Genomic DNA, 19560 nt, shown 5'->3' with positions numbered 1-19560 from the left:
GTGCATTCGCACGGCTTTTTTACCTTCGACTCTGACGCGCTTAATCAGTGCACAGCAAACTGTCGTAAACGGAGGTGAGTACCTCTTCGGCAGCAATGATCTGGCGATGATCATAATCCAGATGCGTCACATCAAACTCAGCATCCAGCTCTGCGAGATAGGCATCCATCGCAGCCTGATCTGCCTGATTAGACCACCAGGCATGCGCTTTTGCCGAGGCTTCCTGAGCATACTGCTGAGGCGCCCTGGCCAGGCGCTGCAGTTCATAACCCGCCGCCAGTAAGGCTGTTAATTCCGCTTCAGGCAACTGACTGAGCGTGTGCTCAAAGAGATCAGCAAATTGCGCCTGATGCGTGATCAGCCACTGAGCCAGTGTGGCTGGGTCCCGGACAGTCTCATCCAGCCCCTGCTGCAATTGCGTCACCAGAGCGTGATGCAATGCACTGTCAGGTGCCAGACTGTAGCCGCCGATCCATGACAGCGCCCAGCTACGCCAGTCCAGACTGCTTTGCGCCGCTTCACCGTGAGGGTTCCAGCTGTCAACCAGATACAGGTGACTCACCGTTCTGCCTCGCGCAGTCAGTGCATTGGCAACCAGTGCCGCCAACGCGCCACCCAAAGACCAGCCCAGCAGTTTGATGGTGCCATTCGGCTGAGCCTCATCCAGTGCCTTCGCATAATGCTGCGCCAAATCGGTCAGCGTACTGAACTGGGCGAGCTGTTTTGCAGCCGCCACACCGATACAATTAACCTTACCCGCCAGCTTCTCAGCCAGCGGACGATACGCGACCGTTAAGCCACTGCCTTCATGCAGACAGAAGAGATTATCTGCACCTGCCACGGCATCATTGAGCGGATGCAGGATAAGCTCGCTCTGGTGCGTCATCTCAGCCACCAGGCTCGCCAGATCCGGGGCTTGCCACAACTGTCTGACGGCCAGCGGCAGGGCATTATGTTGCTGCCACATACTGATCACTTTCAGACCATTGATAGAGTCTCCACCCAGCGCAAAGAAGTTATCCAGACGGCCAACCTGCTCTACACCCAGCACGGTTTGCCAGATAGCGGCCATCGCCTGTTCAACTTCTCCTTGGGGTGCAACAAAACTGGCATCACTTTGCAACTGTGCTTTTGGCAGGGCTTTACGGTCAATTTTACCATTGCTGTTTACTGGCAGATCCGTCAACGCCATGATCACCGCAGGAACCATATAATCAGGCAGGTTCGCCGCCAGGTTGGCTTTCAGCTCGACCTCGTCTGGTACACTCCCATCGTGACCACTCACATAAGCCACCAAGCGTTTACCAGCTGGCGTATCATCAGCAACAACCACCGCCTGGCGCACAGTATTGTGCTTGCGCAGCAGGCTTTCAATTTCCCCTAATTCAATGCGGAAACCACGGATCTTCACCTGATGGTCGGTGCGGCCCAGGTATTCCATCAGCCCCTGCTCGTTCCAGCGTACCAAATCACCGGTACGATATAAGCGGCTGCCATCATCGGCAAATGGGTTCGCCACAAAGCGCTCCGCCGTCAGGTCCGGACGGTTCAGATAACCTCGTGCCAGACCGATTTCTTCTGCCATATACAGCTCGCCGATCTGGCCCGGTAACACCCGCTTTAACTGACTGTCCAGCACCCAGGCCTGACGCTGTCCCAGCACTTCACCGATGGGCGCGTACACCGCATCAAACGAGCTGCCCGGCATCGCCTTCCAGGTCAAAGGCGTCACAACCGTCTCGGTCGGACCATATCCATTGATGAAAAAGTCCGGCTTCAGTACTCGCTGCGCCAGTTCAAACGACGCCTGTGGCATCGCATCCCCGCCAAAACAGTACACTCGCACTGGCGGTGGGTTACCCACCTGCTCAACATAGGCAGACAACTCGCGCAGGAATACAGGCGGGAACACCACGGTCGTAACCCCTTGCTGATGCAGATTCTGATAGGTTTGCTGTAAATCCCACTGCTGCTGTGGACGGATCACCACAGTGCCGCCATGGGTTACCGCAGACAACCAGCGTTCATGGGCGCCGTCGAAACAGAAGGACATAAAGATCAATTCGCGATCTGCCGACGTCAACTCGTAGCGGCGGCCAATGCCGCGACAGTGTGCGGCAATTGAACCCCGACTTACTAACACACCTTTTGGATTGCCCGTTGAGCCTGAGGTGTAGATCACATAGGCTCCCTGAGCCGGATAGACCTGTGGCTGCTGCCATTGCTGTGCCAACGGAATATCTGCCATCCGATGCAAACGGGCCTCCCCGGCAATATCATTAAGACTATGATCGCTGACCAGGATATGCTGCATCTGACTGTCGTTGATCATGTATGCCAGACGCTCTTTTGGATAACTCAGGTCCATAGGTACATAGACCGCGCCGGCCTTGAGTACCGCAAGGAAAGCCAAGGGTAAGTCGATGCCACGGGTCAGTGCCACCCCAACCCGCTGCTCTGGACCCACCCCCTGCTCACGCAGATAATAAGCCAGCTGGTTAGACTTTTCGTACAGTTCTTTATAGCTGTAACTGTTGCCCTCACAGGTCAGGGCTTCAGCATCGGGTGTTTGCTCGGCCAGCTGGTTTAACGTCGACACCACATCCTGATACTGGGTTTCGGCCAATTGTGGCGGCTGACCCGTCAGTAAGTAAATCGGCTCAACGGCGCCACTGTGCAATGGCGTGATTGCCTCACCAAAGCCCTGCTGTTGCAGTGCTTGCTGAATATCCAGTGGCATAATATCCAGATCCGACAGGTTCAATGCAGGCTGAGTTACAAAGGTACTGAGGATCTGCTGCAAGCCCGCCATCAAAGTTGCGATCCGCTGCTCACTGAACAGCTCCTGTGCATAGTCCAGCTTCAGAGTTAATTCACCGCTAAAGCTCTCGCTGGTATTGAGTACCAGATCGAACTGCGCCTTGGTTTTAGGCAGTTCACTGGGTGCTATGGTCAGTTCCGGCAGATTGACCAGCTCATTGTCATCCTGACGCTGGTGACTCATGACCACCTGAAACAGTGGCTGTTGTCCGACGGTACGCTCCAGCGACAAACTGTCCACCAGCTTTTCAAACGGTAAATCCTGATTGGCCTGAGCCTCCTGCAAACGGGTTGCAACTTGCGCTACCACCTGTTGCAAGCTCAACTCACCACTGAGTGTCGATTGCAGGACCTGAGTATTGGCAAAGAAGCCCACAATATCCTGGCTATGGCTGTGTTGACGATTAGAAATTGGCATGCCAACGCGGATCAGAGACTGGCCACTGTAGTGATGTAACAGCACGTGCCATGCCGCCATCAGCACACCAAACAAGGTGCTGTTTTGCGCTTGGGCAAAACGCTCCAGTGCCTGTTTCAGTGCATCATCCACAACCACCTGCTGTGCGGCGCCATTGTTTTCATACAGATCACTGCTGCGATCCGTTGGCAGGGTCAGGTGTGGATGTTCATCCCCTAACAGCGCCTGCCAGTAAGCAAGCTGACGTTGCTCTTCCCCACCGGCCAACCAGTTGCGTTGCCACAATGCGTAATCGCGGTACTCTGGCTGGGCTGCGTCAATGTGCAAAGTGTCTCCTGTGACTGCGCTCTGATATGCCGCAACAAAATCGCGCACAATCAGCTTCATTGACCAGCCATCCGACACAATGTGGTGCATCACAACGACCAGCTCGTGTCGGGTGTCATGATGTGCAATCACACCAACCCGCAACAAGGGGTCACGGGTCAGATCAAACGGTCTATTAACCAGTTTCGCCTTAAACGCCTGCTGCTCATGTGCACTGGTCGCCGAGCTGCGGGCAATCTCGCAGTCACAGTTGTCATCCACGTACTGACTGATCTTACCGTCAGCATGCTCAACAAAGCGGGTTCTGAGCACACTGTGCTTACGCAGTACAAAATCAAATGCCTGCTGAAGTGCGTCCCAATTCAGAACACCATTGAGGCTGAGGCCACCTGCGATATGATAAGCATCGCTTTGCGGCGCCAGTTTCCACAGGAACCACTGACGTGCCTGTGCATACGATAACCCCTGGTAAGCCTGCTCAGGAGTGCTACGCACAAGTTCTGGTATGCTGCTCTGTGCTGATCCGACCCGTTGTGCCAGACTGTGCAGCTCAGGAGCCGCAAAAATATCGGCCAGAGATAAGTTCATACCGCGCGATTGCGCCTGAGAGATCAGCTTCATACTGCTGATTGAATCTCCCCCCAGCGCGAAGAAGTTGTCCAGTCGGCCAACCTGCTCAATGCCTAACAGCGTTTGCCAGATAGACGCCATCGTCTGCTCCACCTCACCTTGTGGCGCTTCGTAGCTAACCAGGCTTTGCTGCTCTACCTTCGGCAGAGCCTTACGGTCAATTTTACCGTTGCTGTTCACTGGCAGATCGGCCAGCACCATGATCACCGCCGGCACCATGTAGTCGGGCAATACTGAAGCCAGCTCAGCCTGCAATTCGCCACTGTCTACTGTCACCGCCTCATGGCCACTGACATAGGCAACCAGTCGTTTGCCCGATGGGCCTTCGTCTGCGACCACCACAGCTTCGCGTACACCTTCAATCGCGTACAACGCCGCTTCAATCTCACCCAGTTCAATACGGAAGCCACGGATTTTCACCTGATGATCGGTACGGCCCAGATATTCCAGCTGACCCGCATTGTTCCAGCATACTAAGTCGCCACTGCGATACATGCGGCTGCCATCCGCCACAAAGGGGTCTGCCACAAAGCGCTCAGCACTGAGGTCGGCACGATTCACATAACCACGAGCCAACCCGGCACCGGCAATGTACAGTTCACCGGCAACCCCCGGCGGACATAAGTTCAACGCTCTGTCGAGCACGTAGAGACGGATCCCCGCAATGGGCGCCCCAATTGGCACAGGTAACGCCGCATCGCCATGACAGGTAAAGTGACTGACATCAACCGCTGCTTCCGTTGGACCATAAAGGTTGTACAACCTGGCTTCTGGCAGTTTACTCAATGCCTGTGCCTGGACTTCACTGGGCAGCGCTTCACCACTACACAGAATGCGACGAATACTGGTCGCCGTGTGGACCTGTTCATGGCTAATGAATGCCTGCAACATAGACGGCACAAAGTGCAGGGTCGTCACACCAAAGGTGTTAATGGTGTCGAGCAGCTGAGTACTGTCTTTGTGTGCACCCGGTTGCGCTATCACTAACTCAGCCCCATACATCAGTGGCCAGAAAAACTCCCACACCGACACATCAAACCCAAACGGCGTCTTTTGCAACACTTTGTCATCGCCCCCAATCGGATACGCCGACTGCTGCCAGGCAATACGGTTGTATATCGCGCTGTGCTGATTGCCAACCCCTTTCGGTTTACCAGTTGAGCCCGAGGTATAAATCACGTAGGCCAGCTGGTTCGGGGCTATGTGGTGTTGTGGCAGCTGCTGTGGATAATCTTCTAACGGCACACTACGATAAGGTACACACTGTGCAAGCTGAGACAGGCTCGCCAGTCGCTCTAGCGAATCATCCCCGATAAACAGCGACAAATCGCTGTGCTCGGCGATATAGGCAATGCGCTCTAACGGCAGTGACGGCTCCAGCGGCACATAGGCTGCACCCGCCTTAACCACCGCCAGAATGCTGACAACCATCTCCAGGCTGCGTTCAAAGACCAGTGCAACTTTGTCTTCTGCACCGATACCACGGGCATTTAGATAGTGGGCCAGCTGATTCGAGGCACGTTCAAGCTCACCATAGGTCATACTCTGCTGGCCAAATCGCAGCGCCACAGCATCGCTGGTGCGGGCACTTTGTTCGCTGATCAGAGTCGTGATCGGACGCTGATATGCATGCGCTGGCATACCTGTACCCATCTCTAATAAGGTGCTGAGCTGTTGCTCATCCTGCAATGGCAGTAAAGACGCAAGCTGACACTGGTCGCCCTGTGTCATCGCCAGCAGCAAGTCTTTAAACTGAGTAGCCAGCGCACGGACATCGGCTTCAGCCAAAACACTGCCCTGATAATTGAAGCGCAGACGCAACGTCTCTTCTTGTATAAATAACACCGTCAGTGGGAAGTTCGTTTCATCACGATCTTCGAGGATCTCAAAATGCGTCTGGCGCTCACCTTCTTGCATCAGTGCCTGATCGATAGGATAGTTTTCAAATACCAGTAAGGTATCGAACAGACCATCACGACTAAGCTCCAGCGATTGTGCCGCCAGTTTTTGGATTTCATACAGAGGCGTAAATTCGTGCTCACGCACTGCCAGTGCCGTACTTTGTTGCGCCTGCAACCAGTGCGTCAGTGACTGGGCCGGATCTACGCTCGCCACCATAGGGACGGTATTGATAAACATACCCTGGATAGCCTCGTGACCTGGCAGGTCGTTCGGGCGACCCGCAGTCGTCGCACCAAAGCACACGGTATCTCTGTCAAGATAACGGCTCAGCAACACCGCCCAGGCGCCCTGCACCAGGGTATTCTGGGTGATCCTATGCTGCTGACAGAAAGCAGTCAGCTGCGCATACTCGCGCTCACTGAGCAGTACATCCAGACCACCGAATTGTCCGCTCGGTGGCTGAGCAAAAGCGCGACTCAGGTAGCTTGGCTCCTCCAGCTCAGCCAGCTGCCCCTGCCAGAATGCCAGATTCTGTGCTTCGTCCTGCGCTGTAAGATACGCAATATAGTCACCATACTGGCCACGTACCGGAGCAAGTGACTGACCTTCATATGCCGTCAACACCTCGCCCATCATCGCAGAGCGACTCCAGCCGTCGGTCAGAATGTGATGCATGGTCCAGATCAGCGCATGTTGCTGCTCGCCCAGTGTGATCAGAATAACGCGGTTTAATCCAAGCTCAGTGGTCAGATCAAAACCGCGACGAGATTCATGATGTGCCAGCTCACGTAAGCGTGTTTGCTGCTGCTCTGGCGTCAGCGTTTGCCAGTCCAGCTCCTGCCAGTCCAGTACAGCATCGCGATTCACATACTGCAAGGACAGGCCGTCCTGAGTAATAAACCCGGTACGCAGCGCATCGTGACGCTGCACCACCTGTGTCCAGGCATCTTTAAATCGCGCACTGTCCAGGCGGGTGATCATAAAGCAGCTCTGGCTGATGTAGGCTTCGCTTTGCTCAAACAGGCTGTGGAACAACATGCCTTCTTGCATCGGTGACAATGGATAAATGGTACTGATCTGATCCAGCGGCAGCGACAGGGCGTCGATTTGCGCCTGAGACAAATCGGCCAGCGGCAGATCAGAGGGAGTAAAGGTGGCCGGAGCCTGCTCACAGTGAGCAATCAACTCAGCCAGTGCATCCGCAAAATGTGCAGCCAATGCAGCCACGCTCTGGCGCGCCAGTCGCTCTTTGCCATAACGAATACTCAACTGTAACTGACCCGCGATAACCTGGCCGGTGATCGTCAGCTCACTGTCCATGGCAAACTGCGGATCCAATGCCGTGCCTGTGTGTTCGTCCGCCGGGCGCCAGTTTTGTGTCTCTGCTGTGCTGTTGTCCAGCTGACCCAGGTAGTTAAATTCAATGGCAGCGCCACCCTGAGCGGCCAGCTCAGCCTGCTGAGCATCACTGCCATAATAGCGGAATGCCCCATACCCAATCCCTTTATTGGGTATGTCGCGCAGCTGTTCTTTGTTGAACTTGATGGTCTGAGCAAGTTGCTCATGGCGCGTCAGTACCACCGGGAAGAGGCTAGTGAACCAGCCAACCGTGCGGCTCAGGTCAACCGTGTCTGTCCAGGCCTCCCGGCCATGCCCTTCCAGGTTAATCTTATGACTCGCCTGTCCGGTCCAGCGGTACAGTGCATCACTCAGGGCACTGAGCAATAAGTCGTTGACCTGAGTGCGATAAGCCTGACCCGCGCGCGTCAGTAAGGCCTCGGTTTGAATCGCATCCAGCGTCACCTCGGCCACCTCTGAGTCTTGATAGTAGCGGCTGCCTGCATCGTTCAGGCCAGGCAAGACACTGTTGACTCCGGCCATGCTCTGCCAGTAGGTAAATTCGTTTTCATGCTGCGCCGGGTATTGCTGAATTTGTTGTGCCCAGAACTGATAGCTGTGGCTCTTAGTGCCCAGCTCAGCATCAGGCTGTTGCCACAACCGCGTTAAATCTTCCAATAAAATCCGCCATGACACACCATCGACCGCGAGGTGGTGCACCACCAGTAATAATCGTGCACTGCCGTCTTCCACCGTCATATGTACGGCGCGTAACAATGGACCTTCGCTCAGGCTCAGGCTTTGCTGAGCCTGCTCCGCCAGCACTGTGATTTGCGTGGAATGGGTATCCCGATACCAAATGCTTTGCTCGGCCATGTGTGCGTCAAACGCCGCATAGGCCTGCTGCCACTGTCCCGTCTCATTTTGCAGATAACGCAGTCGCAATGCATCATGGCGCTCGAGTAGGGCAGAAATAAGTTGCGTCAACAGCTGCGCCGCCATTGGTTCAGTCAGGTGCAGCATGACCGCCTGGTTCCAGTGAGTGCGATTGACCATGTCACGCTCGAAGAAGGCGTGCTGTATTGGCAGCAAACTCACCGTGCCAGTCACCTCTTGTTGCGGTATGGCATCTTCGCTTAACGGGGTCATCAGAGGGGCCAGATTAGCAATTGTTTGGTGTTCAAAGATCTGCTTGGCGCTCAGAACAAACCCTGCCTGACGCAATTTAGCGATGATCTGCAGGCTCAGGATCGAGTCGCCGCCGAGTGTAAAGAAGTTATCGTCCCTGCCCACCTGCTCAAGTCGCAGTAACTGCTGCCATATCTCAGCAAGCAGCATTTCCTGCGCCCCTTGTGGTGCCTGATAGACTTTATCAGCCTCAGCCTGTGGCGCAGGCAGTGCTTTGCGGTCGACCTTGCCATTATGGGTCAATGGCATCTGTGGCAGTACCATGATGAGGCTGGGTACCATGTAATCCGGCAGCTGAGCCGCCAGTGACGCGTTCACTTGCTGACTGTCCAGTTCAATGCCCGCAGCCGCGTTGACATACGCGATCAGGCGGGTTGAGCCAGTTCCCTGGTCAGCCACGACCACGGCGTGCTCTACCCCAGGGAAGGCCAGTAGTTTAGCTTCAATTTCGCCGGCTTCAACCCGATAACCGCGGATTTTAAGCTGCTGATCACAACGCCCGACATATTCCAGCTGACCCTGCTGATCCCAGCGTACCAGATCTCCTGTGCGGTACAGACGACTGCCATCGTTGTCGAACGGATTCGCGATAAAACGCTCTGCTGTGAGTCCAGGTTGTTCAAGATAGCCCCGCGCCATTTCAGCACCGCTGATATAAAGTTCACCCGTCATGCCATACGGCAGCAATTGCAGGCTTTCATTAAGAATATAAAGTGCGCGACCACCGATTGGCTGACCAATGGGCACATAGTTACTGCCAAGTGCAGCACCTTGTTGCTGCGTCCAGGCCAGCGGTGTGATCACCGTCTCCGATGGACCATAGGCATTGATAAAGCGAGTGTCTGGCGCATGCGCTAAGAGGCTGGCACAGTGCTGTGCAGACCAGGCTTCCCCGCCGACAATACATAAGCGAAGCGGTGCAGGCAGAGACTTAAATTGCTGCAAATACGCCGGTGTAAAGCCCATAACGGAAAGTTGCTTGTCCCTTGCAAACTGCTCAAGTTCAGGCTGAGAGAGCAGCTTGAACTCATCCAGCACCACACATGCCCCAGCCAGCAACGGCCCCCATAATTGCTCAATTGAGGCATCGAAGCCAAAGGAAACAGATATCGCACAGCGGTCCTGTGCCTGATATTGATAAAGCGACTGTACGGCGTTGCAGTGACCCTGCAAGGCCTGATGACTAACCGCTACTCCCTTAGGGGTCCCGGTGGAGCCAGACGTATAAATCACATAAGCCAGTTGTTGAGGGTGGATAAGCGGCTCAGCTCGCTTGAGACCGTCATTGGCACACAACTCAGGGCGATACTGGATCAGCGTTTGCGCTTCGCTCTGATAGTCAGTATTCACAGTGACCACCCATTGACACTGCGCTGTAATAGTCGCAACACGCGCAGCAGGTAGCTCGGCATCAACAGGCACATAGCAGGCGCCGCTTTGCAAAATAGCCAGGAAACTCACCACGGTATCAATGTCACGTCTGAATACCACCGCTACTTTGTCTTCGCTGCGAACGCCCTGCTCGATGAGGTAGTGCGCGAATTGCTGAGCACGTGCCTTCAGCTGTGCATAGCTCAGCGTTTGGTCAGCCAGGCTCAGCGCCACGGCATCCGGCGTTAATGTCGCCTGGCGACGCAGTTGGGCAACCAGATTGTCAGCTTGATCGGCACCGGCCAGATAAGGAGTATGCTCAGGCAGCAACCTTTGTTGCTCAGAGTGGGGTAGCACATTGAGAGTGCCGACAGGCTGAGTCAGATCGTGCTGCATCTCAGTCAGGATTGTTGTCAGGCCATAGAACAATGCCTCAGCACGCTGAGCGCTGAATTTCGCGCTGACATAGTCCAGTGACAAGGTCAGTGAGCCGTCTTCGCGCTCCAAAGAGTTCAATACCAGATCAAACTGCGCAACCTGGGTATCAGCCTGGCCCTCCTGAGCTTGCAGACCGCCGAACTCAGTCAGGGCGTTTTCTTCCACGCGTTGATGGTTATACAACACCTGGAACAACGGGGACGCTGCCAGGTTGCGTTCCAGATCCAAGCTATCCAGCAGCTTTTCGAACGGCAGATCCTGGTTGGCCTGAGCACCACGCAGCGCCTGATTTATGCGAAGCAAGACACGCTCCAGTGAATCACTGCCTTGGATCTGACTGTTGATCACCTGAGTATTAACAAAGAAACCGACCATGGCCTGAGTGCCGCTATGATGGCGGTTGGCCACCGGCATGCCTACCCGGATCTCGCGCTGGCCACTATACTTGTGTAATAAGATCTGCCACGCGCTCATAAGCAGGCCAAACAGTGTGACACCTTGTGTCGCTGCCAACGCCTGCAATGTTTTGGTCTGCTCCTGGCTCAATTCATGAGTGAGGGTGCTGCTGTGACGCTGAGTATCATCCCCCTCCAGATCGCTGGGCAGAGCAAGCGTGGGATGCTCATCCCCCAACTGAGACTGCCAGTAGGCCAGCTGTTGCTGCTCAGCACCGTCGGCGAGGTAATCACGCTGCCACTTAGCAAAATCACTATATCTTAAGGCGTCTGCTGCCACATCCAGTGCTTCACCGTTGCGGGCCGCTTCATAACCGCGCACAAAGTCCGCAACAATCAGCTTCAATGACCATCCATCAGAGACAATATGATGCATGACCACCACCAGCTCATGCTGCTGTGGTGCATCACAGATCACACCGACCCGGACCAGCGGTCCCCGGGTTAAATCAAATGGCGTGCTGATCAGTGTCTGTTTAAAGTCACTGCGTTGTGCCTGTGTCGCACCAAGCTCCAGGTAAGCGATCTGACAAGGGCTGGCTTGCAGCGTCTGTGTCGAGACGGTGCCTTGCTGATCTTCAACAAATACCGTGCGCAGCGCAGCATGCTTGTTCACCAGGTGATCAAAAGCCGACTGCAATGCGCTGCGGTCCAGCTCGCCGGTTAAGTGCAATGCGCTGGGTAAGTGGTAAGCGATGCTCTGCGGGTCAAGCTTCCACAGGAACCATTGACGTTCCTGCGCATAAGACAGGCCACGATATTCATTTTCCTGACGCGGGATCTCTGCTATCACACTGCCCGTATTGAGACTGGCAGCCAACGCCTGAAGTGTCTCGGCACCAAAGAGCGTCTGAATGTCGAGGGCTATCTCTTTGTGTTTGGCTTGCGCAATCACACGCAGGCTGCTGATAGAGTCGCCCCCCAGTGCGAAGAAATTGTCCAAACGACCAACCCGCTCAACACCCAGCACATCCTGCCAGATGGCAGCCATCGTTTGCTCAATGTCGCCCTCTGGCGCCACATAGCTGACTTCGCTTTGCAACTCAGCTTTGGGTAAAGCTTTGCGGTCTATTTTACCATTGCTGTTCACTGGCAGATCCGGCAACGCCATGATCACTGCAGGTACCATATAATCCGGTAGGTTCGCCGCCAGTATGCTCTTTAACTCTGCGTCGTCAGGCAGTGCACCATCATGTCCGCTGACATACGCCACCAGGCGTTTTCCTGCTGGCGTATCGTCGGCAACAACCACCGCCTGACGCACTGTGTCTTGTTTACGCAATAAGGTTTCAATTTCACCCAGTTCGATGCGGAAACCACGGATCTTAACCTGGTGGTCAGTCCGGCCCAGATATTCCATCAGGCCTTGTTCATTCCAGCGCACCAAATCTCCCGTGCGATACAAGCGGCTGCCATCATTGGCAAACGGATTGGCCACAAAGCGCTCGGCAGTGAGATCAGGCCGGTTCAGGTAGCCCCGGGCAAGACCAATCTCTTGTGCCATATATAGCTCACCGATCTGTCCTGGTAACACCAGGTTGAGTTGGCTATCCAGCACCCAGGCCTGTCGCTGCCCCAGCACTTCACCAATGGGCGCGTACACCGCCTCAAATGAACTGCCAGGCATGGCCTTCCAGGTCAGTGGCGTGACCACAGTTTCAGTCGGACCATACCCGTTGATAAAGAAACTGGGTTTGAGCACGCGCTGCGCCAGCTCAAAAGATGCCTGTGGCATCGCATCCCCGCCAAAGCAGTAAACCCGCACCGGCGGCGGATTACCTACCTGCTCCACATATGCCGACAGTTCACGCAAAAATACCGGTGGAAATACCACTGTGGTTACGCCTTGCTGATGCAGGTTTTGATAGGTTTCCTGCAGATCCCATTGACGCTCAGGACGGATCACCACTGTGCCGCCATGGGTTACTGCTGACAGCCAGCGCTCATGGGCACCATCGAAACAAAAAGACATGAAGATCATTTCGCGATCCGCGGCGCTCAGCTCATACCGACGCCCAATGCCCCGGCAGTGCGCTGCAATTGAGCCACGGCTGACCAGTACGCCTTTGGGGTTACCTGTCGAACCCGAAGTATAAATGACATACGCGCCCTGCATTGGATATACCTGAGGCTGCTGCCACTGCTCGGTCAGTACAATATCCGCCAGACAATGCAAAGTTGCCTCACCAGCAATCTCATCCAGGCTGTTATCACTGACCAGAATATGCGCCATCTGACTGTCGTTGATCATATATGCCAGACGCTCCTGTGGATAACTCAAGTCCATTGGCACATAAACCGCACCAGCCTTAAGTACCGCCAGGAAAGCCAGTGGCAGATCGTTCCCCCGTTGCAGCGCCACCCCAACGCGTTGCTCGGGCACAACCCCTTGCTCACGCAGGTAGAAGGCCAGCTGATTTGATTTCTCAAACAATTCTTTGAATGTATAGCTGTGACCCTCGCATGTCAGGGCCTGCGCATCCGGTGTTTGCTCGGCCAACTGGTTCAGCGTCGACACCACATCCTGATATTGCGTGGCCGCCAACTGCGGCAGTTGACCCCCCGGGATATAGATGGGCTCCACAGCACCCGAGTGCAGTGGCGTGATGGATTCACCAAAGCCCAGCTTTTGCAGTGTCCGCTGCTGTGATTCACTGATCAGCGTAAGCGCCGACAAACGGCTTTGCGGTGACGCTATGATATTCAGCAGCAGGCGTCTGAATTGCTCTGCCAGTGCCTGTACATCGGCGCCGGCAAGCTCACTGCCCTGATAACTGAAATGTAACCGCAGCGTCTCTTCCTGAATAAAGCTCACCGTAAGCGGGAAATTGGTTTCTTCTTTGGCCTCACCGACAGTAAATTTGGTCTGTTGTTCAGCACGGGTTTCAAGTGCTTCCGCAAGCGGATAGTTTTCAAACACCAGCAGGGTATCGAACAAGCCGTGCTTGTCCATTGCCAGATGTGTCGCCTGCTTTTGAATATCGTATAAAGGCGTAAATTCGTGTTCCCGACCGGCCAGGTTGGCCGATTGCAGCGCCTGCAGCCAGTGACTCAAAGACAGCTCAGGGCGCACTTCAACCATGACCGGCATAGTGTTGATGAACATCCCCTGGATCCGCTCTGCCCCTGCCAAATCGCTCGGACGCCCTGATGTCGTGGCACCAAAGCACACCGCTTCACGACCAAGATGGCGACTCAGCAAAAGTGCCCATACTCCCTGCATTAGGGTGTTTGGCGTCAGGTGCTGGGCTTTGACAAACTCGCCCAGCGCGGCATCTTCTTGCTCCGTTAGCAGTAAATCGAACGCGCTGTAGCTGCCCTGCAAGGGCGTGGTAAAGGCCGAACTCAGATAGCACGGCTCCAACAATAAATCAGTTTGCGCCTGCCAGTAAGCGAGATTAGCGGACTGATCTTGTTGCGCCAGATAGGCAATATAGTCACGATATTGGGCCTCTGCCGGAGGCAAAGTGTGACCCTCGTACAGGCGTAACACTTCTCCCATCAGCGCCGAACAGCTCCAGCCATCGGTCAGAATATGATGTATGGTCCAGATGAAGACATGCCGTTCAGGTGCCAGCTGTACTAATACAAAACGTTGTAAGCCTGGCGTGCCATCGAGCTCAAAGCCCTGGCTACGCTGTTGCTGAGCCAGCTCATGCAATTTCAGCTGTTGCTCATCGGCGCTCAGGTGCTGCCAGTCCAGAGTCTGCCACTGAGCAGCCAGAGTTTTAACAACAAACTGTAGCGGTTGTGGATCCAGACTTAAGAAGCCACTACGCAGTACCTCATGACGATCTATCACCGTCTGCCATGCGGTTTTAAAGCGCGTAGCATCGAGTCCGGTGATGTCCAGACTGGTCTGGTTGATATAGGCTTCGCCCTGCTCGTAAAGACTGTGAAACAGCATGCCCTGCTGCATCGGCGACAGCGGATACAGGTCCTGCAGCTCAGCACCGTTAATCGCTAAGGTATCCAGTTGCGACTGACTCAGTGCGGCCAATGGCACATCACTGGGGGTAAGGCAGCCCGCTTCCTCTGTACAATGGCCGATCACAGCGACTAGGGCCGCCTCCAGATGCCTGGCAAAGGCCGTCATTGTCACGTCGCTGAGTCGCTGTGCACCATAGCTAATCACCAGTTGCAGGCGGCCATCGCTCACCTGACCATTGATACTGATCTCACTGTGTGGCTCAAAGTCCGGGCTGAAAGCGGCACCGCTGTGCTCGTCGGCCAAACGCCAGGGGGCCTCTGACTGAGCCAGTGTATTGTCCAGCTGACCAAGATAGTTAAACTCAATTTGTCCAAGAGACTGGGCTGCCAGGCAGGACTGGGTTTGCGCATCACCATAATATTTCAGTGCCCCATAGCCAATGCCCTTGTTTGGCACGGTTCTGAGCTGCTCTTTGTTATGTTTCAGGGTGTCGCTCAGAGTGGCGTGTCGGGTCAGCTGAACCGGATACAAGCTGGTGAACCAGCCTACCGTACGGCTTAAATCTGTGTCCAGATCCCAGGGTTCACGGCCATGTCCTTCCAGGTTGATCAAACACTCAGCCTGTCCGCTCCATTGATACAAGGCTTCGCTCAGCGCGCTCAGTAATAACTCATTGACCTGAGTCCGGTAGCTTTTGCCAGCGTCGTGCAGCAAGGTCTGAGTTTGCTGTGTATCCAGTGTGACCTGCACACTGGCACTGTGGGCAAGCTTACGGCTGCCCTCATGGTTGAGATCAGGCAAAGTCAACTCGGGAGCCTGCTGCTGTTGCCAGTAGCTCAGTTCATCACTGTGAGTGTGTGCATAACCACTGAGCTGCTGCGCCCAGTACTGGTAGCTGTGGCTCTTGCTGGCAAGGGATGGGCTAACTTGCTGTTGTAACTGGCCATAAACCCGCGCTAAGTCGTCGAGCAAAATACGCCACGACACGCCATCCACCACCAGGTGATGGATCACCAGTAGCAAGCGTGCACTGCCATCGTCCAGCGTCATATGCACCAGTCGGGTCACCTCAGCTTCGGCAATATTCAGGCTGCGCTGCGCTTCTTCGGCAAGCGCCGTTATTTGAGTCGCCTCAATACGACGCGACCAACAACTGGCCGCTGCCTGCGTGGCATCAAATTCCGTATAGTGCTGCTGCCACTGCTGAGACGCATCTTTGACAAAGCGCAGACGCAATGCATCATGGTGTGCGATTAATGCAGACCAGGCTTGCTGGATCAGGGCCTCGTCCAGTGGTGTGTCCAATGTCAATAACAGCGCCTGGTTGTAATGGTTTTTATTGTCCAGCTTGGAGGTCAGGAACTGTTTTTGAATCGGTAACAGAGCCACCTCACCTTCCACCTGCTGTGCTATCGCTTCAGCCTGGCTCAGTTCGCTTAACTGAGGCGCCAGACGGGCAATGCTATGCAGTTCAAAAATCTGTTTTGGTGTCACCACATAACCGTGTTCACGCAATCCGGTAACAATCTGCAGACTCAGGATCGAATCGCCACCGAGTTCGAAGAAGTTATCCAGTCGACCAATTTTCGGCTGGCCCAACACGTGTTGCCAGACACTTGCCAGCGCCTCTTCACGCGCACCTTGTGGCGCTTCAAATGGCACTGATGAGGTATTGCTTACCTTTGGCAGAGCTTTACGGTCAATTTTACCGTTACTGCTTAACGGCAGCGTATCCAGCACCACTATCACCGCTGGCACCATATATTCAGGCAGGGCGTCAGCCAGTGTTGCTTTTAGTTGTTCGCTATCCAGAATTTGCTCAGCGACGGCTGAAACATACGCAACCAGGCGTGTCGCAGCGCCGCTGTCGTCGGCCACGACAACCGCTTCGCGTACCCCTGATGCTGCGTACAACGCAGCTTCAATTTCACCTAATTCTATCCGGAAACCACGGATCTTAACCTGATGATCGATACGACCGAGATAATCCAGCTGACCCTGATCATTCCAGCTTACCAAATCACCACTGCGATACATGCGGCTGCCGTCCGCCGCAATGGGGTCGGCAACAAACCGCTCAGCACTCAAATCAGGGCGGCTGACATACCCTCGCGCCAGACCTGCACCAGCGATGTAGAGTTCTCCGGCAATACCTTGCGGGCATAAATTCAAAGCGCGATCCAACACATATAACCGGATCCCCGCAATAGGTGCACCAATTGGGACGGGCAGATCAGCACGGCCATGGCAGGTGAAGTGACTGACATCCACAGCCGCTTCTGTCGGGCCATACAGGTTGTAAATTGCAATGCCAGGTAACTTACGCATTGCCTGCGCCTGTACTTCGCTGGGCAACGCCTCACCACTACATAAGATCTGTCGAATGCTGGTGGCCGTAGCAACGGCTTCATGACCTAAAAACGCCTGCAACATCGATGGTACAAAGTGCAATGTTGTCACGCCAAAGTGATTGATCGTGTCGATCAGTTGCGCACTGTCTTTGTGTGCACCAGGCGGGGCCACTATCAGCTCAGCACCATACATCAGTGGCCAGAAGAATTCCCACACCGAAACATCAAACCCAAACGGGGTTTTTTGCAATACTTTATCACCGGCATCAATGGGATAAGCTGACTGTTGCCAGGCAATACGGTTGTATATGGCACTGTGCTGGTTACCGACGCCTTTGGGCTTGCCGGTGGACCCTGACGTGTAAATCACATAAGCCAGTTGGGTTGCGGGGATCTCATGCGTCGGCAAGCTGTGCGGATAGTGTTCAAGCGCCAGTGTCGAAAGTTCAACACGGGGGGCCAGATCTGCCTGGCTGTCAAATCGCGCCAGTGAGTGGTCACCCAAGAACAGGCTCAGGCCACTGCTACTGGCGATGTAAGCTATGCGATCTGCTGGTAAAGAGGGCTCCAGTGGCACATAGGCTGCCCCTGCCTTCACCACCGCCAGAATACTGACCACCATCTCGATGCTGCGTTCGAACACCAGCGCCACCTTGTCTTCCGCGCCTATGCCTTGCGCGTTCAGATAATGCGCCAGTTGGTTTGTACGTTGCTCCAGCTCCCGATAAGTGAGGCTGTGCGAAGCGAAACGTACTGCAATCGCATCTGGTGTGCTGGTACTTTGCTGGCTGATCAGGGTTGTAACGGGCTGTGAGTAGTCAAACGCCTCAGCGCCGGTCCCTGTGGTGATCAGGTCGGATACCTGTTGTGCAGATAGCAGAGGAACATTATTGACCTCAGCACCTGGGTCGCTCAGACAGCTATCCAGCATCATCTGAAATTGCGCCAGACAAGCCTGAGCAAACTCAGCATCATATAGTTCACGGGCATAGATAAGGTTGAGACTGGTCCCTTCACTGAGGTCTTCAATCACATCCAGTTGCAAATCAAACGGCATACCAAAACGGTACATTTCGGTGTCCAGCAGAGAAACAGATTCCAGCTGGCTTAGATTGCGCTTATCACGACGCAGGTAGTTAAACATCACCTGAAAGATAGGGTGAACGCCGCTTTGACGCGCCGGCTTGAGTGCGTTCACCAGCTGCTCAAATGGTAAATCCTGATTGTTCTGTGCCAGTCGGCTCATTGCCGTGTTTTTTTCTAGCAGCTTTACAAAACTGTCGGTATCTTCAAGCTGCAACGGCATCACCTGAGTATTAACGAAAAAGCCGACAAGGTGCTGAGTTTCACTGCGATGACGATTGGCAATCGGCACCCCGACGCGAATATTCTGGCTGTCACTGAGGCGCGCCAGCAGAGCCTGCCAGGCCGTTAATAAGACTAAATAGGGGGTCACCTGATACTGACTGGCAAGCGCGCCAATGCGCTGCCACAGCGCCGCTGGCAATGTCTGTGTCTGCGTTGCAACCTGATAATTGAGGTCGTGTCTGTGCTGATTTTTGGCCGGCAAACGCAAGGTCTCTTCACAGTCTGTCAGCTGCTGCCGCCATACCGTCAACTGGGTATCATAGTGTGGCTGATGGTCCTGCTCATTGTCCCATTTCGCAAACTCCAGATAGCCCGACGCTGGCGAGGCAATCTCTTTGCCAGCATAAAGTGCAATAAACTCATCTAACAACTGTTGCATTGACGTGCCGTCGGCGATGATATGATGCAAAGTCATGATCAGGCTGGTTCGCCCCTCGCAGCGGGCAATGGCGATACGCAATAAGGGCTCACTGCACAGCGCAAATGGTTGCTCAACGAAACGACGAATACTTGCCTGATCGCTAAGATGCGCAAGTTCCAGCTCATGAACTGGCAAAGACTGATATCCGCCATCGCACTGCCAGACCTGCTCTTGTTCCTCAACGAACAGGATCCGCAACCCGGAGTGTTTTGCCAGCAAGGTCTCAAATGCCTGCCTGACCTGAGCGGTGTGTAGCTCCCCCTGAAAATGCAGTGCCCCGGCCAAATTGTAGGAGACATCCTGCGGGTCCAGCTTCCAGGCATACCAGAGGATCTTCTGTGCGGGTGTCAGCGGCACTCGCTCACCTGCTGTCAACTCAACCTGGAGCTGGCCGGCATTGCTCTGGGCCTGGTCAATACGTGCTTTTAAGCGTTGTTGGTCTTCGGTTGATAGGGAGGAGATAGCGCGATTTCTTCTGGTACGTCTTTGCTGTGACATTCTGGCTCCACTGCAGTCAGTTTGATTCTGATTTCAAAATATGACTGCTAGACGAATGAACACGGCAAAAATCCAGCTTAGCGGGTAAAAAATGTGACTTTGAG

The 19560-nt window shown here is 54.5% G+C and carries 1 protein-coding gene; it reads right to left on the bottom strand.

The features are described from left to right. Positions 1 to 40: 40 nt before the first annotated feature. Positions 41 to 19456, bottom strand: coding sequence for a non-ribosomal peptide synthase/polyketide synthase (locus CWB98_RS12375; protein WP_138545161.1), 19416 nt, complete (start codon positions 19454 to 19456; stop codon positions 41 to 43). Positions 19457 to 19560: the final 104 nt, after the last annotated feature.

The organism is Pseudoalteromonas rubra, from assembly GCF_005887115.1.
GTDB classification, from domain to species: Bacteria; Pseudomonadota; Gammaproteobacteria; order Enterobacterales; family Alteromonadaceae; genus Pseudoalteromonas; species Pseudoalteromonas rubra_F.
Note: the sequence above shows the minus strand (reverse complement) of the source record. Positions and strands in the feature narration are given on the sequence as shown.